Source organism: Streptomyces sp. PsTaAH-124, from assembly GCF_000373685.1.
In the GTDB taxonomy this organism is placed as follows: Bacteria; Actinomycetota; Actinomycetes; order Streptomycetales; family Streptomycetaceae; genus Streptomyces; species Streptomyces andamanensis.
Genome location: NZ_KB892157.1, coordinates 227,812 through 248,085, shown reverse-complemented (window position 1 = coordinate 248,085; position 20,274 = coordinate 227,812). Strand labels below are relative to the sequence as shown.

Sequence of the window (20,274 nt, the reverse complement as noted above, 5' to 3'; positions counted from 1 at the left end):
TTCATTCCCCCAGGTCGAGAGTGAGTTTGGTGACGGCGAACGCCTCGGCGTAGCGCGCGTGGCATTCGATGCCGCGGATCCGGGCGAGCCCGAGGAAGGCCTCCCGGTCGTACCAGGGCCGGTGGCGCTGCGAGGGGTAGTGCTCCTGGAGCAGCCGCACCTTCCGCTCGGCGGTCTCCGGTGACAGCGGCTGGTACACCGCCGGACGGCCGAGGTCGCCGTCCCACTTGACGATCTCGTAGCCGAGCACGAGGTGGTCGCGGAACGCGGTGGGCAGCAGCCGCGCCAGGGTGCGGTGGTCCTGGTGCGCGTCGTCGGCGCGCGGAGCCAGCACGAGGTCCGGCTCGGTGCGCGCGCGCAGCTCCTCGACCGCCGCCTTGGCCTCCTCCCAGCGCGCCGGGATCCGGCCGTCGGGCAGTTTGAGCACGGTCAGCCGCAGGTCGGCGCCCGGACAGAAGGCGGCGAGCGCGGCCTGCTCCTCCTGCTCCCGCTCGCCGCCGCCGCCCGAGAGCACCAGCGCGTCGACGCGGACGCCGGGCCGGGCGCGGCAGAGCGCCAGCAGGGTGCCGCCGGCGCCGATGGCGATGTCGTCGCAGTGCGCGCCGACCGCGACGACCCGGTCCAGGGGCCCGGCCCCGAGCCGGATCACGCCCGCGCCCCGGCGCCGGACCGCTCCCACACGGCCCACGGCCGCTCGCCCCGGGCGTACGCCTCGTCGAGCGCGGCGCGCTCCTTGACGGTGTCGGTCGGCTTCCAGAAACCGCGGTGCCGGTACGCCGTCAGCCTTCCCTGCTTGGCCAGTTGGGCGCAGCCGTCGGCCACCAGGTCCCCGCCCTCCGGGATGTGGTCGAAGACCTCCTGGCGGAGCACGAAGTAGCCGCCGTTCTCCCACAGCGGCAGTTCGCTCACCGCGGTGATGCCGCCCACCAGGCCGTCGTCGCCCAGCTCCACGCAGTGGAACGAGGACTGCGGCGGCACCACCATCATCGAGGCGCCCGCGTCGCGCCGCGCGAACCGGTCGATCATCTCCGGCAGCGGGGCGTCGGTGAGCACGTCGGCGTAGTTGGCGAGGAACATCTCGTCGCCGTCCAGATGGTGGCGCACCCGGCGCAGCCGCTCGCCGATCGGCGACTCCAGGCCCGTCTGCACGAACGTGATCGTCCACGAGGAGATGTCGGTGGACAGCAGCTCGGTCCGCCCGCCGCGCAGCACGAAGTCGTTGGAGGCGGTCTCCTCGTAGCGGAGGAAGAACTCCTTGATGTGGTGGGCCCCGTAGCCCAGGCACAGGATGAACTCCGTGTGCCCGTAGTGCGCGTAGTAGCGCATCACGTGCCAGATCAGCGGGCGCGGGCCGACCATCGCCATCGGCTTGGGCACGTCGTCGGAGGTGCCGTTGCGCATGCGCAGCCCGTAGCCGCCGCAGAAGAGTACGACCTTCATGGCCTGACCTCGACAATGCTCAGTTCCGGTACGGGGAAGACCAGCCGGCCGCCCCAGTCGTGCACATAGGACAGCTGCTCGACCAGCTCGGCCCGCAGGTTCCACGGCAGGACCAGCACGTAGTCGGGCCGGTCGGCGGCGATCCGCTCGGGCGGCAGGATCGGGATGCGGGTGCCGGGGGTGAACCTGCCGTGCTTGTACGGGTTGCGGTCGACCGTGTACGGGAGCAGGTCGGGCCGGATGCCGCAGTGGTTGAGCAGGGTGTTGCCCTTGCCCGGGGCGCCGTAGCCGACCACCGTCTCGCCGCGGTCGGCCGCCTCGACGAGGAACCGCAGCAGATCGCGGCGCACCTTGGCCACCCGGGCGGAGAACTCGGTGTACCCGGACAGCTCCTGGAGCCCGGCGGCCCGCTCCCGGGCCAGCACGTCGGCGACGCGCCGCGACGGCGTACCGGCCGCCTCGGCGGGCCGGGCCCACAGCCGGATCGAACCGCCGTGCGTGGGCAGCAGTTCGACGTCCACGAGCGCGAGCCCGCCGTCGGCCAGCGCGCGGATCGCGGAGGCGACCGTGTAGTACTGGAAGTGCTCGTGGTAGATCGTGTCGTACTGGTTCTCCTCGATCAGGGTCAGCAGGTGCTGCACCTCGACGGAGACCCAGCCGTCGTCGGCGACCAGGGCGCGCAGGCCCCGGGTGAAGCCGGTGACGTCGGGGATGTGCGCGTACACGTTGTTGGCCACGACCAGGTCGGCCGGGCCGTGCCCGGCGCGGACGGCCGCTCCGGTGTCCGGGTCGAGGAACGCGGTGAGCGTGGGCACGCCCGCCTCCCGCGCCGCCGCGCCGACGTTCACCGACGGCTCGACGCCCAGGCAGCGGATCTGGCGGTCCACCACGTGCCGCAGCAGATACCCGTCGTTGCTGGCGACCTCGACCACGAAGGAGTCCTCGTCCAGGCCCAGCCGCCGCACGGCGCCGTCGACGAACGCGCGCGCGTGCTCCACCCAGGAGGCCGAGTACGAGGAGAAGTACGCGTACTCCTTGAACGTCTCCTCCGGTGTGATCAGCGGCGGGAGCTGCGCCAGCCAGCAGTCGGTGCAGACCCGCAGGTGCAGCGGGTACGCCGGTTCCGGCTCGTCCAGCTGGTCCGCGGCGAGGAAGCTCTCGCACGGTGGTGTCGCCCCCAGGTCGACGACGCTCGCCATCGCCTCGGAGCCGCAGAGTCGGCATCGTGTCATCCGCTGTCCCCATCCCCCCTGCCCGCGCGGGAATCCCCGCCACGGGCCAGTGCCGTCCGTCCCGCGATCGCGGAGCGGTACCCCTCCAGCAGGCGCTCCAGCCCGACGGCCGGGCTGAAGCCCTGCTCGTAACGGAGCCGGGCCGCCCGGCCCATCGCCTCGCCCGGCGCCCCCTCGGCGGTGATCCGGCGCAGGCAGGACGCGAGCGAGGCGGCCTCGCCCGGCCGGTGCAGCAGCCCGGTCACCCCGTCCTCGACGAGTTCGGTGAAGGCGCCGTGTGCGGCGGCGACGGCCGGGACGCCCGCCGCCATCGCCTCCACCACCACCAGGCCGAACGCCTCCAGCCAGGTGGACGGCGCCACCACGGCCACCGACCGGGCGACGGCCCGGCGGCACTCGTCCCGGTCGAGCAGACCGGCGTAGCGCACGTCGTCGCGGCCCGCCGCCCAGGCCGTCACCTCCCGCTCCAGCGGCCCCGCCCCGGCGATCACCAGCGGCACACCCGCACCGCCGCCGGCCGCGATCTCGTCCCACGCGGCCATCAGCAGCCGTACGCCCTTGGTCTCCGCGAGCCGGCCCAGGTACAGCAGATGCTCGCCGGGGCCGTCGCGGCGCACGCCCGGCTCGGGCACGAAGTTGTGCTTCACCGCCAGCCGCTCGGCCGGCATCCCGGCCCGCACCAGGACCTCGCGCTGCGCCGCGGAGATGCAGAAGAACCGCTCCACGCCCGTCCACCACCGCCGCCGGTTGACCGCCAGGCTGAGGGCGAGCGGCACCGTCGCCAGCCGGGAGCCGCGGTAGCAGCCGTGCCGGACGGCGGGCAGCGGCGTGGACCCGACGCACTCGGTGCACGCCCGGCCGTCCCGGTGCAGCGTGCCGGGCGGGCAGACCTGGGTGTAGTTGTGCAGGGTGGCGACGGCGGGCACCCCGGCGTCGGCGCAGGCGGCCAGCACCGCGGGGGACAGCAGCGGGAAGACGTTGTGGATGTGCACCACGTCCGGCCGTGCCGTCCGCAGCCGGGCGGCGAGTTCCGCGCGGACCGCCGGGTTCCACGGCACCAGCAGCGGGACGGCGGCCTTGCCCGGCAGGGACCGGGCGGCGATGTCGTCGCTGCGCCGCTCGAACACCTCGATGCGGTGCCCGGCCTCGCGCAGCAGCGCCACCTCCTGGTCGACGACCTTGTTCTCGCCACTGGGCTGCGCCGACGCGTAGCGGTTGTGCACCACGAGGACACGCATGCTCAGCTCACCTCCCCACTCTTGGCCCAGCGCGGCACGTGCCGCCGGGGTACGCCGGGCGCCGGGAGCGCGGCGGCCTCGGCGGGCGCCGCCAGCAGCGAGGCGGCCACGGCCAGATGCAGCAGATACGGCGAGGCGTCGCCCAGCCCGGCCTCGGTGTACGACGCGATGGCGCAGTAGGTGATCAGGAAGATCGCGCAGGCCCGCGACAGCGACGGCGGGCGCAGCAGCGCGACACCGCCCAGCACGGCGATGACCGCCGCGACCAGGGCGACGCCCAGCACGCCCTGCTCGTTGTAGACGGCCAGCCAGCTGTTGTCGATCGGCAGCCCGTCGAAGGACTTGTCGCCCAGGCCCGCGCCGAACAGGTACTCCGTGGTCGTCCGGGGCGCCGTCAGCAGCGCGTGCCACACCTTGGCGCGGCCGGTGAGGCTGGAGAAGTTCTCCTGGCTCTGCCCGCGCAGGAACCACGTCTGCACCGCCGAGGAGAAGCCCACCGCGGCCACCGCGCCGCACAGCAGGGCCCAGGCGAAGAACCGGCGGGCGGCGGCGCTGGTCAGCACCAGCGAGCCGATCGCCGCCGCCAGCCCGACGAGCAGCCCCAGCGTGGCCGTGCGGGTGTGGGTCAGCGCCAGCAGCACCAGGGACGGCACGACGACCACCGCCGCACTGGTCCGGTCGGTGCGGCGGCCCAGCACCAGCAGCACGGTCAGCCCGATGATCACCGCCGCGTACTGCCCGATCTGCGGCGGGGTCAGCGGCCACCACGCGCCGACCAGCCGCCCGCCGTAGAGGTCGGGCAGGGCCGCGCCCGGCGAGGCGACCAGACCGGCGGCCACCGAGGCGAGCACCGCCAGATACATCCGGATGTGGTGCCGTACGAACGTCGTGCCGCCGTCCCACCAGCGGCTGAGCAGCCACAGCGTGCTGACGAACAGCGCCAGCCGGCCGCAGCGGAACAGCGCGCCGAACCCGGACGCCAGATGCACGCTGGAGATCACGCTCGGCACCAGCAGCAGGGTGAGCAGCAGCAGATAGGCGCCGGGCCGGATCCGCACCCGGGGGTTGACCGCGAGCGCCAGCGCGAACGCGGCGACCAGCGCGCCCATGGTGACCATCTGGATGAGGGAGCGGGGCAGCGGCACGATGGTGCGCGCCCCGGCGGAGCCGAGGGTGTTGAGGACCAGCAGGCCCCAGGACGCCCCGACGATCCGCGACGTGCGGTCAGCCGCCATCCGGGTCACCGCCCTGGGCGGGGAAGGTGCTGCCCGCGTCCTGGTGGTAGGGCGCACCCTGCCACTGCGTCCGGTCCAGGGTCCGGCTCGGGTCGTGCGCGACGAACGTCCACGGCCCGACGTAGACGTTGTCGTGCCAGCGGTTGTGCTGCCCCAGGGTGATCGCCTCGGCCACCCGCTCGCCCTGGTACGGCGACCAGTCCGGGTACGTGCCGTAGTTGGCGAGCACCGCCATCCGGTCGCACTTCACCGTGCAGCCGACGGCGGCCTTGTCCAGCACGAAGCGGTTGTCGTGGATGTCCACCCGCTGGGTCTTCCAGCGGCAGTCGGAGAAGAGCGGCGCGCGGGCGATCGCGGGCCGCGCACAGCGGCGGGCGTCCTTCACCAGCAGCGTGCAGGAGCCGGAGGAGGTGTTGGCCGGGCTGTTGCAGAACCGGTCGGCGTTCTCCCACAGGGTGATGCCGGACCAGTTGTCCTCCAGGAGGTTGCGGTAGATCTCGATCTTGTCCGTGCGGGCCGGGATCCGCGGTTCGCCGCCGGACTCGGACACATAGACGGTCGCGAACGGGAAGGTGTCGCCGCGGTCGGCGTAACGGCGGCCCTCCACCAGGTTGTTGCGGCGGATCGTGTTGTCGCGGACGACCGCGTTGTAGCTGGTCTCGTAGATCAGCGCGGCGCCGTCGTTGGCCTCGATCACGTTTCTCTCGACGAGGAAGTCGTTGTTGTCGGTGTCCGCCCACAGCCCGGCCCCGCGGTTGTCGTGCACCCAGTTGCCGCGTACGTCGGCGCCGTCGACGTCCCAGAACTTGACGCCGCCGGTGCAGCCGCAGCCCGGTTCGCGCCGCTCCCAGTCGCCCGTGTTGTTGCCGGTGATCTCGTTGCCGTCGAGCACCAGGCCGGTGATCCGCCCGGTGCCCTTGTAGGCGTTCATGCCGTACTGGCCGTTGCCGCGCAGGCAGCTCGCGCGGACCTGCTGGCGGGCCCCGGCCATCAGCCCCGCGCCGGAGTTGTCGCGGATGGTGGCGTGCTCGATCACCCAGCCGTCGGCCGAGTCGTGGTTGACGACGCCCTCGTTCTGCGGGGCCGCGAACCCCCGCACGGTCAGGAAGCGGATGGTGACGTCGCGGGCGGTGCCGCCGAACGCGTACTGGTTGGTCTTCCGGCCGTCCAGCACCGCGCCCGGCGCCCCGAGATAGGTGTCGCCCTCCTTGGGCAGGACCTGGGCGTAGCGGTCCGGGCCGAGCCGGTGCGTGCCCGGCCGGAGCCAGAAGGTGGTGTGCGGAGGGCTGTTCCTGGTCTTGGCGGCCAGGTCGCCGGTGACGGCGGGGTCGACGGTCACCGCGCCCGCCGGTGCCTTCGCGGGACCGGGCGCGGGCTCGGCGCACACCCGGGCCGCGGACGCGGACGGCGCGGCGGTCGGCTTCGGCCGCGCGGTGTGCGTGCCGTCGCAGCCGGCCGCCGCCGACAGGGCCAGCGCCAGCACTGCCGCGGGCAGCCTCCGGTGCCGCCACTTGTTCCCCACACGCCCCCCTAGCCGCCGAACCCGAGCACGGTGGTGAACTCCTGTGTGCCGTCGGTGAATCCGGTGCCGACCAGGGTCGTGGCGGGCTCCCTGCGGCCGAATCCGGCGGAGTACCAGCCGAGCGGCGGGTCGCTCTCGCCGCGGTGCGCCCGCCAGTCCAGCCGCGCGGGCAGGTCCAGCACCGCACGGCGGTCCTCGCCGTCCCGGGTCCAGGTGAGCACGGCCCGGTGCCCCGCCAGGTCCGCGGTGACCGCCGGGCCGAGATGGAACGCCAGGCGTACGGCGCGGCGCGGTCCGCGCACCTCGTCGACGACTCGCAACTCCTCTGTGGTGCCGTCCAGTTCCACCAGGCGGCGGTGCACGGAGGGCCGGTAGCCGTCGTGTTCGGCGCACCAGCGGGCGGTCCCCCCGCTCTCGGCGCCGGACGGGTCCGCGGCCAGGACCCGGCTGCGGGCCTGACGCGTCCACAGGAACGGGCCGCCGGAGCCGGACTGGTCGGCGCCGTCCAGCTCCAGGGTGTTGTGGCCGAGCGTCGAGCGGAAGTACCGCCGCCACGCGGGCTGCCCGTGATAGCAGTACGTCCCCGGGTCGGCGAGCACGTCGACCCCGTCGTGCCGGACCTCCACGGACAGCGCGTCCGCGTGGGCGTGCGCGGCGATGGACAGGAAGCCGTGCGGGCCGCCGTCGCAGCGGCACCAGATTCCCTGAGAACTCCGCAGCACGGTCAGGCCCGCGTCGGCGAAGTGGTCCGGCCGCCTAGCCGGGCGGGAGGCGGCCGGGGCGCCGGGGCGCAGCAGGGCGGCCAGCAGCGGGGTGCGCACATCGGTGCCGGGCACCTGCGGCCACCAGTCCAGCCGCCCGAACACGGCGTCCCCGGTGGCCAGCAGCGAGCCCCAGCGGTCGGTGCCCGCGCCGTCCACGACCAGGCCGTGCCCGTCGTCCGCGTCGCCCTGGCGCGGCGGCCGCAGCGTGTTGTCCACGACGGCCGCGAGCGCGTCCGTCATCCGCAGCAGCACCAGCCGGACCACCGCGGGCACCGGCACACCGGTGGCGTCCGCCTCCGCCACGGCCGCGAGCCCCAGTTCGAGGACCAGACCGTGGTACTCGGTGGCCAGTTCGCGGTTGAGACCGGAGCCGAAGGTGTTGCTCCTCAGGTGCCGCTCCAGCGACGCCAGCGCGTCGGCGCGCCAGCGCGGCGAGGAGGGGAACCAGCCGAACGCGCAGGACGCGGCCAACTGCCCGGCGGCCTCGGCGACGGCATGGTTGTTCGCCGACGAGCCCCGGCTGGGGAAGGCGGCCAGCCAGCGCTGGTGGTGCCAGATCTGGTCCAGCGCCACCGGGTTGTCCTCGAACAGCGCCGCCGCGCCCGGCCAGCCCTCCAGCAGCCGTCGGACCCACACCCACGACAGCAGCCGGATCCCCAGCTCGATGCCGCTGGTCCAGTGCACCCCGCGCAGCGGCGGCTCGGCCGCCCACCACGACCGCAGCAGGGCGGCCACCCGCTCCGCGTACCGCTCGTCGCCGGTGAGCGCGTGGGCGGCGGCGAGCACGGTGAGGTACTGGTGCCGGGACGGCTCCCAGATCTGTTTGATGTCCCCGACCGCGTCCTCGTCCCGGTACGGCACGTCGAACGCGTAGCCGCCGGGGGCCCGGCGCCCGGTCCTCGGGTCGTACGACCAGTCCGGGTCGGCGAGGTCGTCGCGGGCCACCCCGAACCAGCCGCCGTGCCCGGCCATGAGCCGGTCCGCCTCGGCCAGCAGGCGCTTGGCGGCGTCCGGAGGCACCGCGGCGGCCGTGCCCGCCGGCAGCACCGCCGTGAACCGGGCGCCGGTCACCTCCGGGCGCCTCGGCGGCGCCGCCGACCGCCACCGCCGTCTGCGCACCGCGTCGGCCGTCCGGCCGCCGATCTCCCGCGGCCCCATCCGGGACAGCCGCCGCAGGTACCAGCCCGCGCCCATGGTCATCGCGCCGCCGCCAGGGTCACCGGCCCGCCGGCCGCCAGCGAGGCCCGCACGGCGAGGGTGGCCGACGTGGTCGCGACCAGCGACTCCAGCGGCACCGGCATCGGGCCACCGGTGCGCACCGCCCTTACGAACGCGGCGAGTTCGGCGTTCTGCCCCTTGTCCCGGGCCCGGGGCAGCCGGGACCCGGCCCACTGCCTGCGGCGCCCTTCGTGGACGGCGGCCCGGACGAAGTCGTCCAGGCGCAGCACCTTGCCGTCCGCGACCAGGTCCAGCGTCTCCTTGGGGAAGCCGGGCGCCCCGCCGGTGACGTAACTGACGGTCGCGGTGGAGCCGTCCGGGTAGCACAGCACGACCTGGAGGTCCTCCTGGCCGGGCGGGGCGACGGCGTACACCGAGACCGGGTCGGCGCCCAGCAGCCAGCTCGCCGTGTCGATGAAGTGCCCGCCCTCACCGGTGAACCGCGAGCCCTCCGTGCCCTGCTGGAGGTACCAGCTGCCGTGTTCGAGGCGCCCGGCGTTGACCAGGTAGCGCAGGCTCGCCGGTCCCGTCCGGGTGCCGAGCAGCTTCCTTGCCTCCTGGAGCAGCGGCGCGAACCGGCGGTTGAAGCCCACCTGGATCCGGTCGTTGCCGGACTCCTCCACCGCCGCGAGCACCCCGGACAGCTCGTCCTCGGTGAGCGCGAGCGGCTTCTCCACGAACACCGCCTTGCCGGCCAGCAGTGCCCTGCGGGTCAGCTCGGCGTGCGAGTGGTGGCGGGTCACCACGAACACCGCGTCGACGGACGGGTCGCCGAGCACCGTGTCGAGATCGGTGGTGGCACGGGCGAAGCCGAACGTGCGCCGGGCGTTGGCCGCGGACAGCGCCGTCGTGGTGACGACGGCGGACAGTTCGACGCCCTCGCGGCCCGCCAGGTGCGGCAGCAGCATCGACGTCGCGTAGTTGCCCGCGCCGACGAACGCCAGCCGCACCGGAGTCCCGGCGGGCCGGGCCGGTGGCTGCGCCGCGCCGCCGCGCCGCACGGCGGGCACGGCCACCGCCGGCGCCGCCGCCTCCGGGGCCGCCCCGGGCGGCCCCGGATAGCGGAACAGCACGGCCACGGCCTTCAGTTCGCCGCCCTCCAGCCGCCGGTACGTCTCCACGGCGTCGTCGAAGTCGGCCAGATGGGAGATCAGCGGCTCCACGTCGACGCGGCCGCGGGCCAGCAGATCGAGGAAGCACGCCAGGTTGCGCCGCTCGGTCCAGCGCACATGGCCGATCGGATAGTCCCGCCCCTCCAGCTCGTACTCCGGGTCGTAGCGCCCGGGGCCGTAGGAGCGGGAGAACCGGACGTCGAGCTCCTTCTCGTAGTACGCGTTCCAGGGCAGGTCCAGGCGGCACTTGCCGATGTCGACGACCCGGCCCCGGTCCCGGGCGAGCCGGGCGGCCAGCTCCACGGGCTGGTTGCTGCCGCCGCCCGCGGCCAGATACACCTGGTCGGCGCCGTGGCCGCCGCTCAGCTCGGCGACGGAGTTCTCCACGGCGGCCGAGGCCGGATCGCCGCAGGCCACCGCGCCGAGGCGGGCGGCCAGTTCGCAGCGCGCCGGATCCGGGTCGGCCCCGACCACACGCACCCCGGAGGCCGTCAGCAACTGCACCACCAGTTGCCCGATCAGCCCGAGGCCGATGACCAGGGCCACCTCGCCGAGCCGCGACTCGCCCTGGCGCACGCCCTGCAACGCGATCGAGCCGACGGTGCCGAAGGCCGCGTGCCGGGGCGCGAGGCCGTCGGGCACGGGTGCGTAGAGGTTCTTCGGCACCCAGTTCAGCTCGGCGTGCAGCGCGTGCTCGTTGCCCGCGCAGGCCACCAGGTCACCGGCCTTCACCTCGTCGATCCCGGCGCCGACCTGCTCGACCACCCCGCACAGCGAGTAGCCCAGCGGCGTGTAGGAGTCCAGCTTGCCCATCACCTTGCGGTACGTGGCCGGCACCCCGTTGGCCGCGACGCTCTGCACGACCTTGGCCACCTGGTCGGGACGCGAACGGGCCTTGCCCAGCATCGACATGCCGGCCTCGGACACCTTCATCAGCTCGGTCCCGGTGGAGATCAGCGAGTAGGCGCTCCGCACCAGCACTCCGCCCGGCTTGCACCCGGGCACCGGCACGTCGAGCAGCGCCAGTTCGCCGCTCCGGTAGTTCTGCACGACCTGTTTCACCGAAGTCCCTTGTCTCTCATGTCTCTGCTGTCTCTAAGCCGTCGACGTCGAAGGAGCGTGCGGGCCGGTCCCGGTGACCGCGCCGCGATACCAGTGTTCGAGGGTCAGCACATGCCACAGATGCTTGGAGAAGTCCCGGTGCCCGGCGGCGTCCTCGGCGGCCATCCGCGCCAGCGCGTCGCGGCGCAGGAACCCGGAGCGGACCAGCTCGCCGTCGTGCACCACCTCGCGCACCAGCGGCGCCAGGTCCCGGCTCATCCAGGCCCGCAGCGGGGCGCTGAACAGGCCCTTGGGCCGGTACACGATCTCCTTGGGCAGGACCGTGCCCGCCGCCTCCTTGAGGACGGCCTTGCCCTGCCGCCCGACGATCTTGCGGTCGCCGGGCACCGCGAACGCCGCCTTCACCACCTCGACGTCCACGTACGGCACCCGCACCTCGGTCGAGGCGGCCATGCTCGACCGGTCCGTGTAGGCGAGGTTCAGGCCCGGCAGGAACATCCGGGCGTCGCCCAGGCACATGCGGTTGACGAAGTCGTCGAGCGTGTTGTCCCGGTACACGTCCGCGTGCTCGGTCAGCACGTCCTCGACCGACCCGGCCAGGTCCGGGTCGACCAGCGCGAGCAGCTCGTCCCGGTCGTACATGGTGTAGCTGCGCCGGAACGCCGTCTCCTCCGGCAGCCCGGCGAAGGACAGGAACCGCTTGGCGAAGCGCACCGACCGGTAGCCCCGGCGGGCCGAGGCCACCGGCAGCCGGTCCACGGCCCGGGACAGACCGTGCCGCAGCGGCCGGGGCACGCGCTGGTAGCGCAGCGCGAGCAGATTGGCCAGGTGCTTGCGGTACCCGGCGAACAGTTCGTCGGCGCCCATCCCCGAGAGCATCACCTTGACCCCGGCGTCGCGGGCGGCCGAGCAGATCAGGAAGGTGTTGATCGCCGCCGGGTCGCCGATCGGCTCGTCCAGGTGGTACGTCATCCGGGGCAGCAGGTCGAGCACGTCCGGGGCGATCTCGATCTCGTGCAGATCGACCCCGAACCGCTCCGCCACCTGCCGGGCGTAGCGCAGGTCGTCCGGCATCGCCTCGAACCGGGCGTCCTCGGCGCGGAACCCGATCGTGTAGGCGGAGAGGCCCGGCCGCTCGCGGGCCGCCAGCGCGGTCAGATAGCTGGAGTCGAGCCCGCCGGAGAGGAAGGCGGCCACCGGCACGTCGGAGAGCAGATGGCGCCGCGTCGACTCCTCCACCACGGCGGCGAGATCCGGCCGCTCGCCGCTTCGGGCCCGCTCGGCGCCCTCGGCGGCGACGTCCTTCAGCCGCCAGTACCGGCCGCGCTCCACCCGCCCGTCGGCCCGGCACCTCAGCCAGCTCCCCGGCGGCAGCTTCTCCGCCTCGCGGAACGCGCACCGCGAGTCCGGCACCCAGTAGTACAGCAGCGAGGCCACCAGCGCCGCGTGGTCCACCTGGAGCGAACCGCCGCTCACGGCGGCGAGCGCCTTCAGCTCGGAGGCGAACACCAGGCCCTCGCCCCGGCGGAGCACGAACAGCGGCTTGATGCCCAACTGGTCGCGGGCGAGCACCAGATCACCGGTCCGCTCGTCGAACACCCCGAACGCGAACATGCCGCGCAGCCGGGGCAGGCAGTCCGTGCCCCAGCGCCGCCACGCCTCCAGCAGCACCTCGGTGTCGGACGTGCCGCGGAAGCGCACCCCGGCGGCGGCCAGTTCGGCACGCAGCTCGGGCGCGTTGTACAGCTCGCCGTTGTACGTCAGGGCCAGGCCGCCGGAGACCATCGGCTGGGCGCCGGTCGGCGACAGGTCCACGACGGCCAGCCGGCGGTGCCCGAGGTGCACCTCGCCGTCCCCCACGGGGTGGCTGTACCGCCCCGCCCCGTCCGGACCGCGGTGGGCGAGGACCTCGGTGAGCCGGTCGGCGACGGCCTTGCCGTCCGGCCACCGGTACGTGCCTGCGATGCCGCACATGTGCTACCGCGCCTCCTGATCGCTGTCCGGGACCCGTGCCGCCCGCGTCGGCGGCAGCTCCGTCCACCGCGGACCCGTTCCGTTGAGCCGGGCCGTGCGCTCGCCCGCGCCGCGCAGCGCGGTGTGCGGCCCGTCCCACAGCGTGCCGTCGGTGCGGTCGCGCGGATCGGGGTCGACCAGCACCACGCCCAGCACCGGGACGCGCTGGTCGGCGAGGTGCCGGGCCACGGTGTGCAGCCAGGCGGTGCCCGCGTGCCCGGCCCGTACGACGAGCACGGTCCGGGTGCCGAGATGGCGCAGGTCGGTCCACGCCGTGCCGGGCGCCACCGAGCCCACGCCGATCCACCGCTCGTGGCGCGGCAGTCCGGCGGCCTCCTCGCCGCCGATCACGGCCGGGTCGTCCGGGCGCGGGCGGCGGCCCGGGAGCCGGGTGCCGGGCAGCCCGTCCACGACGGTCACCGGCCGCCCCCGCTCCGCCAGCGCGCGGGCGAGGTCCACCGCGAGCGCGCTCGCGGTGCGCGCGCAGCCCAGCTCCAGCAGCGACACCGGCTCCGGCGAGCCGTGCACGGTGCGGGCCAGGAACGCGGTGAGCCGTTCGTGCGCCGCCCGGGTCCTGCGGCGCCGTCCGGGGCGGTGGGGCAGCTCCGCGAGCACCGAGGCGCCGAGGTGCGCCGCGATCTCCCGGCGCAGTACGGGGCGGTCGGCCACCACCGCGCCCACGGCGGCCACCGCGAGCCCGAGGGCCAGCCCGAGGACGAGCCCGATCGCGGCGTCGGTGACGGCGGCCCGGGGCAGGGAGTGCCGCACCGGACGCGCCGCGTCCACGATCTGCGTACCGGCGACGAGCCGGGGCGTGCCGATGCGGGCGTCGGCGGCGCGCTGGCTGAAGTCGGTGATCCGCGAGGTGAGTTCGGCCCGGCGGGCGAAGAGCGACTCCAGGTCGGCCGACTCCTTCGGCCCGCTCTGCGGCGTGCCGTCCCCGATCGCCTTGTTGACCTGGGCGAGTTCACCCTGCATCCGGTCCCGCTGGTCGAGCAGCGCCTTGGCCTCGGCGTTCGCGGCCGCCTGGATCCGCCGCACATGGTCGGCGACGAACGCGTCGGCCAGCGCCCCGGCACGGGCCACCGCCTCCGCGTCGCTGGCGCCGGTCACGGTGATCCGCATCAGGTTGTTGGTCAGACCGGCCCCCTGGTAGTCCCGCATGAAGTCCTCCGGCGCCTCGGCGGAGTGCAGGGACTTCAGGGCCGCACCGGCGATCCGTGTGGTGTGCAGCAGCGCGACATCGGTACGGATGAGCGTCCCGGGGTCGTTGGGCTGGTCCTCCTGGTGCGCGACCAGCACCTCGGTCACGGCGGTGGGCGGCGGCGGCCGCAGGACCGCGACCGCCGCACCGGCGAGCAGTCCCAGCAGCGCCAGGGAGCACCACAGGCGGCGCCGTCTGCGCACCGCCACCACCAGGGCGTGCAGGTCCAGCAGCGGAGCGGCGGCCGGCGACTCCGCGGTGTTGCTCGTCGTCACCCTCGGCTTCCCTTCGCGTCGTCGCCGGTCGCGGACCCCGTCGCGGCGGCCTTCGGAGGACGTCCGGCGGAGCGTGCCGGACGGGACCGGACCGGGGCGGCGAGGACGACGCCGACGATCTCGTGCTCGGCGTCCGCGCACGCCTCGGCGATGCCCGCCAGCTCGTCCGCGGTCCAGTGGCCCGCGCTGAGCACGACCAGGGCGCCCGACTCGCCGTCGCGGTCCGGCACCAGCGGCCGCGACACGGAGATCCCCACCACCCGCGGCTCGGAGCGGTCCCCGCCCGTGAGGCCCGTGAGGCCCGAGGAGCCCGAGGAGCTCAAGGCGCTTGTGAGGCCCGAGGCGCCGGTGAGGCCCGAGGAACCCCTGAAGCCCGCGGAAATCGGAGAAGCCGCGGACACCGGGGAAGCCGCGGAAGCCAGGGAATCCGGGGCGGCCGGACCGCTCCCGGCCTCGGCGGCGAGCAGCCCGGCGGCCCGGCGGGCGATCTCGTCGCCGTCCGGGACGAGGACCAGCAGCCGCCCGGGGGACGTCAGCCGGTCCTGGAGACGGGCCCACACCCGCCGATGGCGGATCCGCCGCCCCGCCTCGTCGGCGGCGACCCGCGGCACCGGTACGTCCCACCGGACGTCGGTGCCCAGCACCCGGCGCAGCCGGGCCCGCGCGCCACGGCCGCCCGGCCGGTGCGCCGACCGCTCACCGGGTACGTCGACGGTGCCCAGCAGCGGCGAACCCAGCGCCGCGGCGATCTCCGGCGCGGTGCGCAGCCGACGGCTCATCCGGGCGGCGGCGAGCTGGCCGAGGACCGCGAGCAGGAGGAGGAGCAGCGCCCCGGCGCCCATGAGCTGCCACCGGGTCGGCGGTGCCTCGCCGGACGGCCGGGCCGCCGGGCCCATGACGACCATGGTGGCCTTGCCGGCCGTCGGGTCGGCCTGGTCCAGCTTGGTGATGGCCTCCCGCAGCGAGGTGCGCAGCTTCTCCAGCTCGGTGCGGGTCTGCACGCTCTCCACCGTCCGCCCCGGATCGGCCGCGTCGGCCAGCTCGGTGATACGGCGGCTGGTCTGCACCACCATCTGCCGCAGCGTGTCGAGCTGCGCCGCCGCGTCGGAGTCGGTGCCCGCGTTCACGACCTGCGCGGCGAACGCGACGAACTGCCGGGCCACCTGGTCGGCCAGTTGCTGCGCCCGCTCCGGGGTGGAGGCCGTGCCCGAGATCGTGATGATGTTCCCGTCGGCGGTCCTGGCGCTCACCCGGCGCCGCAGGTCCTTGCCGCCGACCCCGGACCAGTGCAGCGCGGCGGCGGCCCGGTCGGTCACCGCCGAACTGGTCGCGATCTCCTGCTGGGTCAGCAGCTCGCGCTCCTCCCACGCCCCCGGCAGCAGCACCGACGCCGACGTCGTGTAGCGCGGCGGGAACAGCAGGGAGGCGCCGTAACCGGCGAGCGCGCCCAGCACGGTGAGCACGAGGAGCAGCCGCCAGCGGCCACGGAGGATCCGGCCGACCGTGACCAGGCGTATCGTGTCGTCGCTCAACGGCGCGGCCTCCGCCCCGCCCGGAGCGGGCCGCCCTTCGGCGCCGGGGTACGGCCCTCGCAGGCGGCGGCGTAGGCGGCGAGCAGCGCCGCCTGCGAATTCCGCCAGGACAGCGGCCCGTCGATCCGCTCGCGGCCGGTCTTGCCCATCAGATCGCGCTTCTCCGGGTCGTCCAGCAGCTTCGCGACGAGCCGGGCGAACTCGCTCTCGTCGTTGCCGGGCGCGTACACGGCGGCGTCCCCGGCGGAGACCCGTGCCTCCCGGAGGTCGAAGGAGACCACGGGACGGCCCATCACCATGTACTCCAGGACCTTGTTCATGGTCGACACGTCGTTGAGCGGGTTGTGCGGGTCGGGGGAGAGGCACACGTCCGCGGTGCACAGGTAGCGCACCAGATCGGCGTCCGGGACGCGCCCGGTGAACTCCACCCGGTCCGCGAGGCCGAGCCGCCGCGACAGCTCCACCATCGCGTCGAAGGTGTCACCGGCGCCGACGAACACCGCGTGCCAGTCGGTGCGCCCGTGCTCGTCCCGGAGCTTCGCGAGGGCCCGCAGCGCGTAGTCGACGCCGTCCTGCGGGCCCATGACGCCGAGATAGCACAGCAGATGGGGCTTGCCGCGCTTCAGCTCGGGCTCGGGCGGCACGGGCCGGAACCGGTCGGTGTCCGGCGCGCTGCGCACCACGAAGACGTCCGAGGGTCGCCGGCCGCCCCGGCGCACCGCGACGTCCCGGTAGCTCTCGTTGGTGGCCAGCACGACGTCCGCGGCCCGGTAGGTCAGCCGCTCCAGCGCGCACACGGCGCGGTGGAGCAGGTCCTCGCCGCGGCCGAACCGGGACAGATACAGCTCGGGCACCAGGTCGTGCTGGTCGAAGACGAACCGCGCGCCGCGCCGCTTCAGCCACAGCGCCGGCAGGAACAGCAGGTCGGGCGGGTTGCAGGCGTGCACCACATGGACCGGGCCGACCTTGCGGGCCAGCCGGAAGGTGTGCCACAGCGCCGATCCGTACTCCCGCAGATACCCGGCCGGGCCTCCGGTGGCCGCGCGCAGCGGGTAGCGGTGGATCCGCACCCCGTCGATCACCGCCTCCGGCTCGGTGTCCCGCTTGCCGCCCCGGGGGCAGATGACGTGCACCTCCCAGCCCGCGTCGCGCAGTGTCGTGCACTCCTGCCACACCCGCCGGTCGAACGGCACCGACAGGTTCTCCACCAGGATCAGCGCGCGCCGCCCCGGCCGGCCGTGGGCGGATGTGTGGTCGAACGACGTGTCACCAGGCAAGGCCCATGTACCCCGGTTCGGCCCGGCGCGCTTCGGCGTCGGGGAGGTGGACGAGATCGACGATCACCGGGCCGCCGCCACCGCGGGGCAGCGCCGACAGCACGGCCGGGTCCCTGGTGCCGACCAGGCACACCTCGGCGTGGTCGAGGACCTCCTCGACGGAGTCCGCGAGCAGTTGCGCGAGATGCGGCAGCCGGTTCTCCACGTACTCGCGGTTCGCGCCGAGCAGCCGGGACAGGCTCACGTTGGCGTCGTGGATCCGCAGGTCGTAGCCCTTGCCGAAGAGCCGCTCGGCCAGCTCGACGAGCGGGCTCTCGCGCAGGTCGTCGGTGCCGGGCTTGAAGGACAGCCCGAACAGGCCCACCCGGCGTCTGCCGGTGCGCTCCACCAGCTCCACCGCGCGCTGGAGGTGGTCGGCGTTGGAGGGCAGCACATGGGCGAGGATGGGCACCGAGACATCGGCCCGCCGCGCCGCGTGCACCAGGCTGCGCAGGTCCTTGGGCAGGCAGGAGCCGCCGAAGGCGAAGCCGGGCCGCAGATAGGCGGGGCTGATGTTCAGCTTGCGGTCGGCCAGGAACACGTCCATCACCTGGTGCGAGTCGACCCCGAGCGCCTGGCACACCGCGCCGAACTCGTTGGCGAAGCCGATCTTGAGGCCGTGGAAGGCGTTGTCCGCGTACTTGATGGCCTCGGCCGTGGGGACCGGCACCCGGAACACCTCGCCGGGCAGGCCGTCGTAGAGCGCCGCCACCACGTCCCCGGCGGCCGGGTCCAGTTCGCCGATGACGGTCTTGGGCGGGTCGAAGAAGTCCCGCACGCTGGTGCCCTCGCGCAGGAACTCCGGGTTGACCGCGACCCCGACGTCCACCCCGGCCGTGCCGCCGAGGTGCTTCTCCAGGATCGGCACCAGCAGGTTCAGACAGGTGCCCGGGAGCATGGTGCTGCGGAACACGACGGTGTGCCGCCCGCCGCGCTCGGCCAGCGCGGCGCCGATCTCCTCGGTGACCCGCTCCAGATAGGTGGTGCACAGGGAGCCGTTGGGCTCCGAGGGGGTGCCCACGCAGACCAGCGACACCTCGCTCTCCCGGACCGCCTCGCGCACATCGGCGGTGGCGCGCAGCGCTCCGCTCCGTACGACCTCGGCGACCAGCTCGCCGATCCCCTCCTCGACCACCGGGGCCCTGCCGTCGGCGACCAGGTCGACCTTGACCTGGTTCACGTCCACCCCGATGACGTCGTGCCCCATGCGGGCCAGGCACGCGGCCGACACGCAGCCCACGTAGCCGAGCCCGAGAACGCTGACCCTCATGTCCCGTTCCTCCCCCCGGGCAGGCCGTGGCGGCCCGCTCCTCCTACACCGGCCGGACGGCGGTCGCCGCGCATCAGTAGGCCCCCTGCCCGTAGAGCACCGCACGCAGCGTCTTCCACAAGATCACCGTGTCCAGGGCGAGCGACCAGTCCTCCACGTACCGCAGGTCCAGCCGGACCGCCTCCTCCCACGACAGGTCGCTGCGTCCGCTGATCTGCCACAGGCCGGTGAGACCCGGCTTGACCAGCAGCCGACGCCGGATGTCCGGGCCGTACGCGGCGGACTCCTCCGGGAGCGGCGGGCGCGGGCCGACGAGCGACATGGATCCGGTGAGCACGTTGAAGAGCTGCGGCAGTTCATCGACCGAGTAGCGGCGCAGCACCGCTCCCACCCGGGTCACCCGCGGGTCCCGGCGCAGCTTGAACAGCAGTCCCGCGCCCTCGTTGCGGCCGGCCAGCGCGGCGCGTGCGCGGTCGGCGCCGGCGACCATGGTGCGGAACTTCAGGATGGTGAACTCGCGGCCGTCCTTGCCGACCCGGCGCTGCCGGTAGAACGCCCCGCCCCGGCTGTCCGCCAGCACGAGCAGTGCGACGGCCGCCATCAGCGGTGCGAACAGCAGCAGCAGCACCGCGGCGCCCAGCCGGTCCACGACGCCCTTGACCGCGCGCCGCCCGCCGGTGAAGGACGGCATGCTGACCCGCAGCAGCGGGATCCCGAGCACCGCGTCGACGTGCAGCCGTGGTCCGGCCACCTCCATCAGCACCGGGGCCACGACCATCTCGGCGTCGCTGCCCTCCAGGTTCCAGGCCAGCCGCTGGAGCCGGTCCGGTGACCAGTGCGGGTCCGGGGTGACCGCCACGACCCGGTAGCCGTCGCGCCGGACATGGCCGGAGACGTCCGCCAGCCGGCCGACCACCGGCACCCCGTCCAGCCGGTCGCCGTCGAGTGCGGGGCCCTGAGTCGTGCACACCGCGTCCACCCGCCAGCCCAGGTGCGGGAACTTGCGGGTGCGGGTGATCAGGTCGCGCACGGTGGCGGGGCTTCCGGCGGCCAGGACCGGCCGCAGGCAGCGCCCTTCCTTGCGCTGCTTGTGCAGCCACAGGCGCAGCAGATACCGCTCGGTCATGGTGATCAGCGCGATGGCGGGAATCGCAACGAAGATCCAGAGTTTGATGTTGCGCGAGGTGAGCGCGATTCCGCCGAGCGCCAGCGCCACGGTCGCCATGAAGAGCGAGCGTCCGAGGCGGCGGAATTCCTCGGCTCCCTGGCCGAGAACCGCCGGTGCCCAGGCCCGGCTCACCGCGAGCGAGCCCAGCACCAGCAGTTCGGTGCCGAATGCGAGAATTCCCCATTTCTCGTGCCAGTTGGCCGCGTCCCGGGCCCCGAAGAAGTTGCCGATGGCCGCCACCACGCAGGCGGTGGCCGCGGTGTCACCCGCGATCACGGCACGTCGGTACCGCTGTTCCCAGTCGATGGCGGACTGGCCCAGTGACCCGTCCGCCAGTCGCTCGCGCGCAGACGGAAACGGGCTGACCAATTCCCCTTGCCGCACAGAACCCCCCCAGGTCCGCAGTGGTTCGACGTCGTCGTCGCACACTGTCCGCGGGAGGCCCCCGCCCCCCGCGCCGCGCTGTTCCTCCCCCGGAGAGGCCCCCGCCTCTCCCGCCCCCGCAGCACATCGCGGCTGTTCAAGAGCTGTTCGACTCCTTTCGCGCCCCGGAGAACGATCACCTCACGTCTGGTACCGAGGAAACGGCCGCCGGTCTTCCGCGACGCCGGATCCATTGATCGTCAATGGCCGTACCGAGCACGAACAGCTGAAGCACGGTCAATCTAGACCA

Annotated in this window: 14 protein-coding genes; all 14 read right to left on the bottom strand. The window is 74.0% G+C overall.

Annotated elements, in window-relative coordinates; all coding sequences use genetic code 11:
* Position 1: 1 nt before the first annotated feature.
* Positions 2-649 (bottom strand): PIG-L deacetylase family protein, encoded by a 648-nt coding sequence (locus B086_RS0100965; RefSeq protein WP_026251983.1) that lies wholly within the window; start codon positions 647-649, stop codon positions 2-4.
* The gene (locus B086_RS0100960; RefSeq protein WP_018564548.1) at positions 646-1,440 is read right to left on the bottom strand and encodes a sugar phosphate nucleotidyltransferase; all 795 of its coding nucleotides are present in this window, start codon (positions 1,438-1,440) and stop codon (positions 646-648) included. Before B086_RS0100960 ends, B086_RS0100965 begins: the two co-directional genes overlap by 4 nt.
* A complete protein-coding gene (locus B086_RS0100955) occupies positions 1,437-2,672 on the bottom strand; it encodes a class I SAM-dependent methyltransferase (protein ID WP_026251982.1) in 1,236 nt (411 codons plus the stop codon). Before B086_RS0100955 ends, B086_RS0100960 begins: the two co-directional genes overlap by 4 nt.
* Positions 2,669-3,910: a glycosyltransferase gene (locus B086_RS0100950; RefSeq protein ID WP_018564546.1), complete on the bottom strand. Its 1,242-nt coding sequence runs from the start codon at positions 3,908-3,910 to the stop codon at positions 2,669-2,671. Before B086_RS0100950 ends, B086_RS0100955 begins: the two co-directional genes overlap by 4 nt.
* A 2-nt stretch (positions 3,911-3,912) precedes the next feature.
* On the bottom strand, positions 3,913-5,145 hold the full coding sequence (locus tag B086_RS0100945; protein WP_026251981.1) for a membrane protein: 1,233 nt from the start codon (positions 5,143-5,145) through the stop codon (positions 3,913-3,915).
* Positions 5,135-6,667, bottom strand: a complete 1,533-nt coding sequence (locus B086_RS0100940; protein WP_026251980.1) for a right-handed parallel beta-helix repeat-containing protein — start codon at positions 6,665-6,667, stop codon at positions 5,135-5,137. Before B086_RS0100940 ends, B086_RS0100945 begins: the two co-directional genes overlap by 11 nt.
* Before the next feature lie 8 nt (positions 6,668-6,675).
* The gene (locus tag B086_RS0100935) at positions 6,676-8,631 is read right to left on the bottom strand and encodes a heparinase II/III family protein (protein ID WP_018564543.1); all 1,956 of its coding nucleotides are present in this window, start codon (positions 8,629-8,631) and stop codon (positions 6,676-6,678) included.
* Entirely contained in the window at positions 8,628-10,823 is a 2,196-nt protein-coding gene (locus B086_RS0100930) for a bi-domain-containing oxidoreductase (protein WP_018564542.1), read from the bottom strand. Before B086_RS0100930 ends, B086_RS0100935 begins: the two co-directional genes overlap by 4 nt.
* Before the next feature lie 33 nt (positions 10,824-10,856).
* The gene (gene asnB / locus B086_RS0100925) at positions 10,857-12,797 is read right to left on the bottom strand and encodes an asparagine synthase (glutamine-hydrolyzing) (RefSeq protein WP_018564541.1); all 1,941 of its coding nucleotides are present in this window, start codon (positions 12,795-12,797) and stop codon (positions 10,857-10,859) included.
* A gap of 3 nt (positions 12,798-12,800) precedes the next feature.
* Entirely contained in the window at positions 12,801-14,315 is a 1,515-nt protein-coding gene (locus B086_RS0100920) for a Wzz/FepE/Etk N-terminal domain-containing protein (RefSeq protein WP_018564540.1), read from the bottom strand.
* On the bottom strand, positions 14,312-15,847 hold the full coding sequence (locus B086_RS0100915) for a Wzz/FepE/Etk N-terminal domain-containing protein (protein ID WP_018564539.1): 1,536 nt from the start codon (positions 15,845-15,847) through the stop codon (positions 14,312-14,314). Before B086_RS0100915 ends, B086_RS0100920 begins: the two co-directional genes overlap by 4 nt.
* The gene (locus B086_RS0100910; protein ID WP_018564538.1) at positions 15,844-17,124 is read right to left on the bottom strand and encodes a glycosyltransferase family 4 protein; all 1,281 of its coding nucleotides are present in this window, start codon (positions 17,122-17,124) and stop codon (positions 15,844-15,846) included. The genes B086_RS0100915 and B086_RS0100910 overlap by 4 nt, the downstream gene beginning before the upstream one ends.
* On the bottom strand, positions 17,114-18,433 hold the full coding sequence (locus tag B086_RS0100905; RefSeq protein WP_018564537.1) for a nucleotide sugar dehydrogenase: 1,320 nt from the start codon (positions 18,431-18,433) through the stop codon (positions 17,114-17,116). The genes B086_RS0100910 and B086_RS0100905 overlap by 11 nt, the downstream gene beginning before the upstream one ends.
* Before the next feature lie 73 nt (positions 18,434-18,506).
* Positions 18,507-19,985 (bottom strand): sugar transferase, encoded by a 1,479-nt coding sequence (locus B086_RS0100900; protein ID WP_026251979.1) that lies wholly within the window; start codon positions 19,983-19,985, stop codon positions 18,507-18,509.
* Positions 19,986-20,274 lie beyond the last annotated feature (289 nt).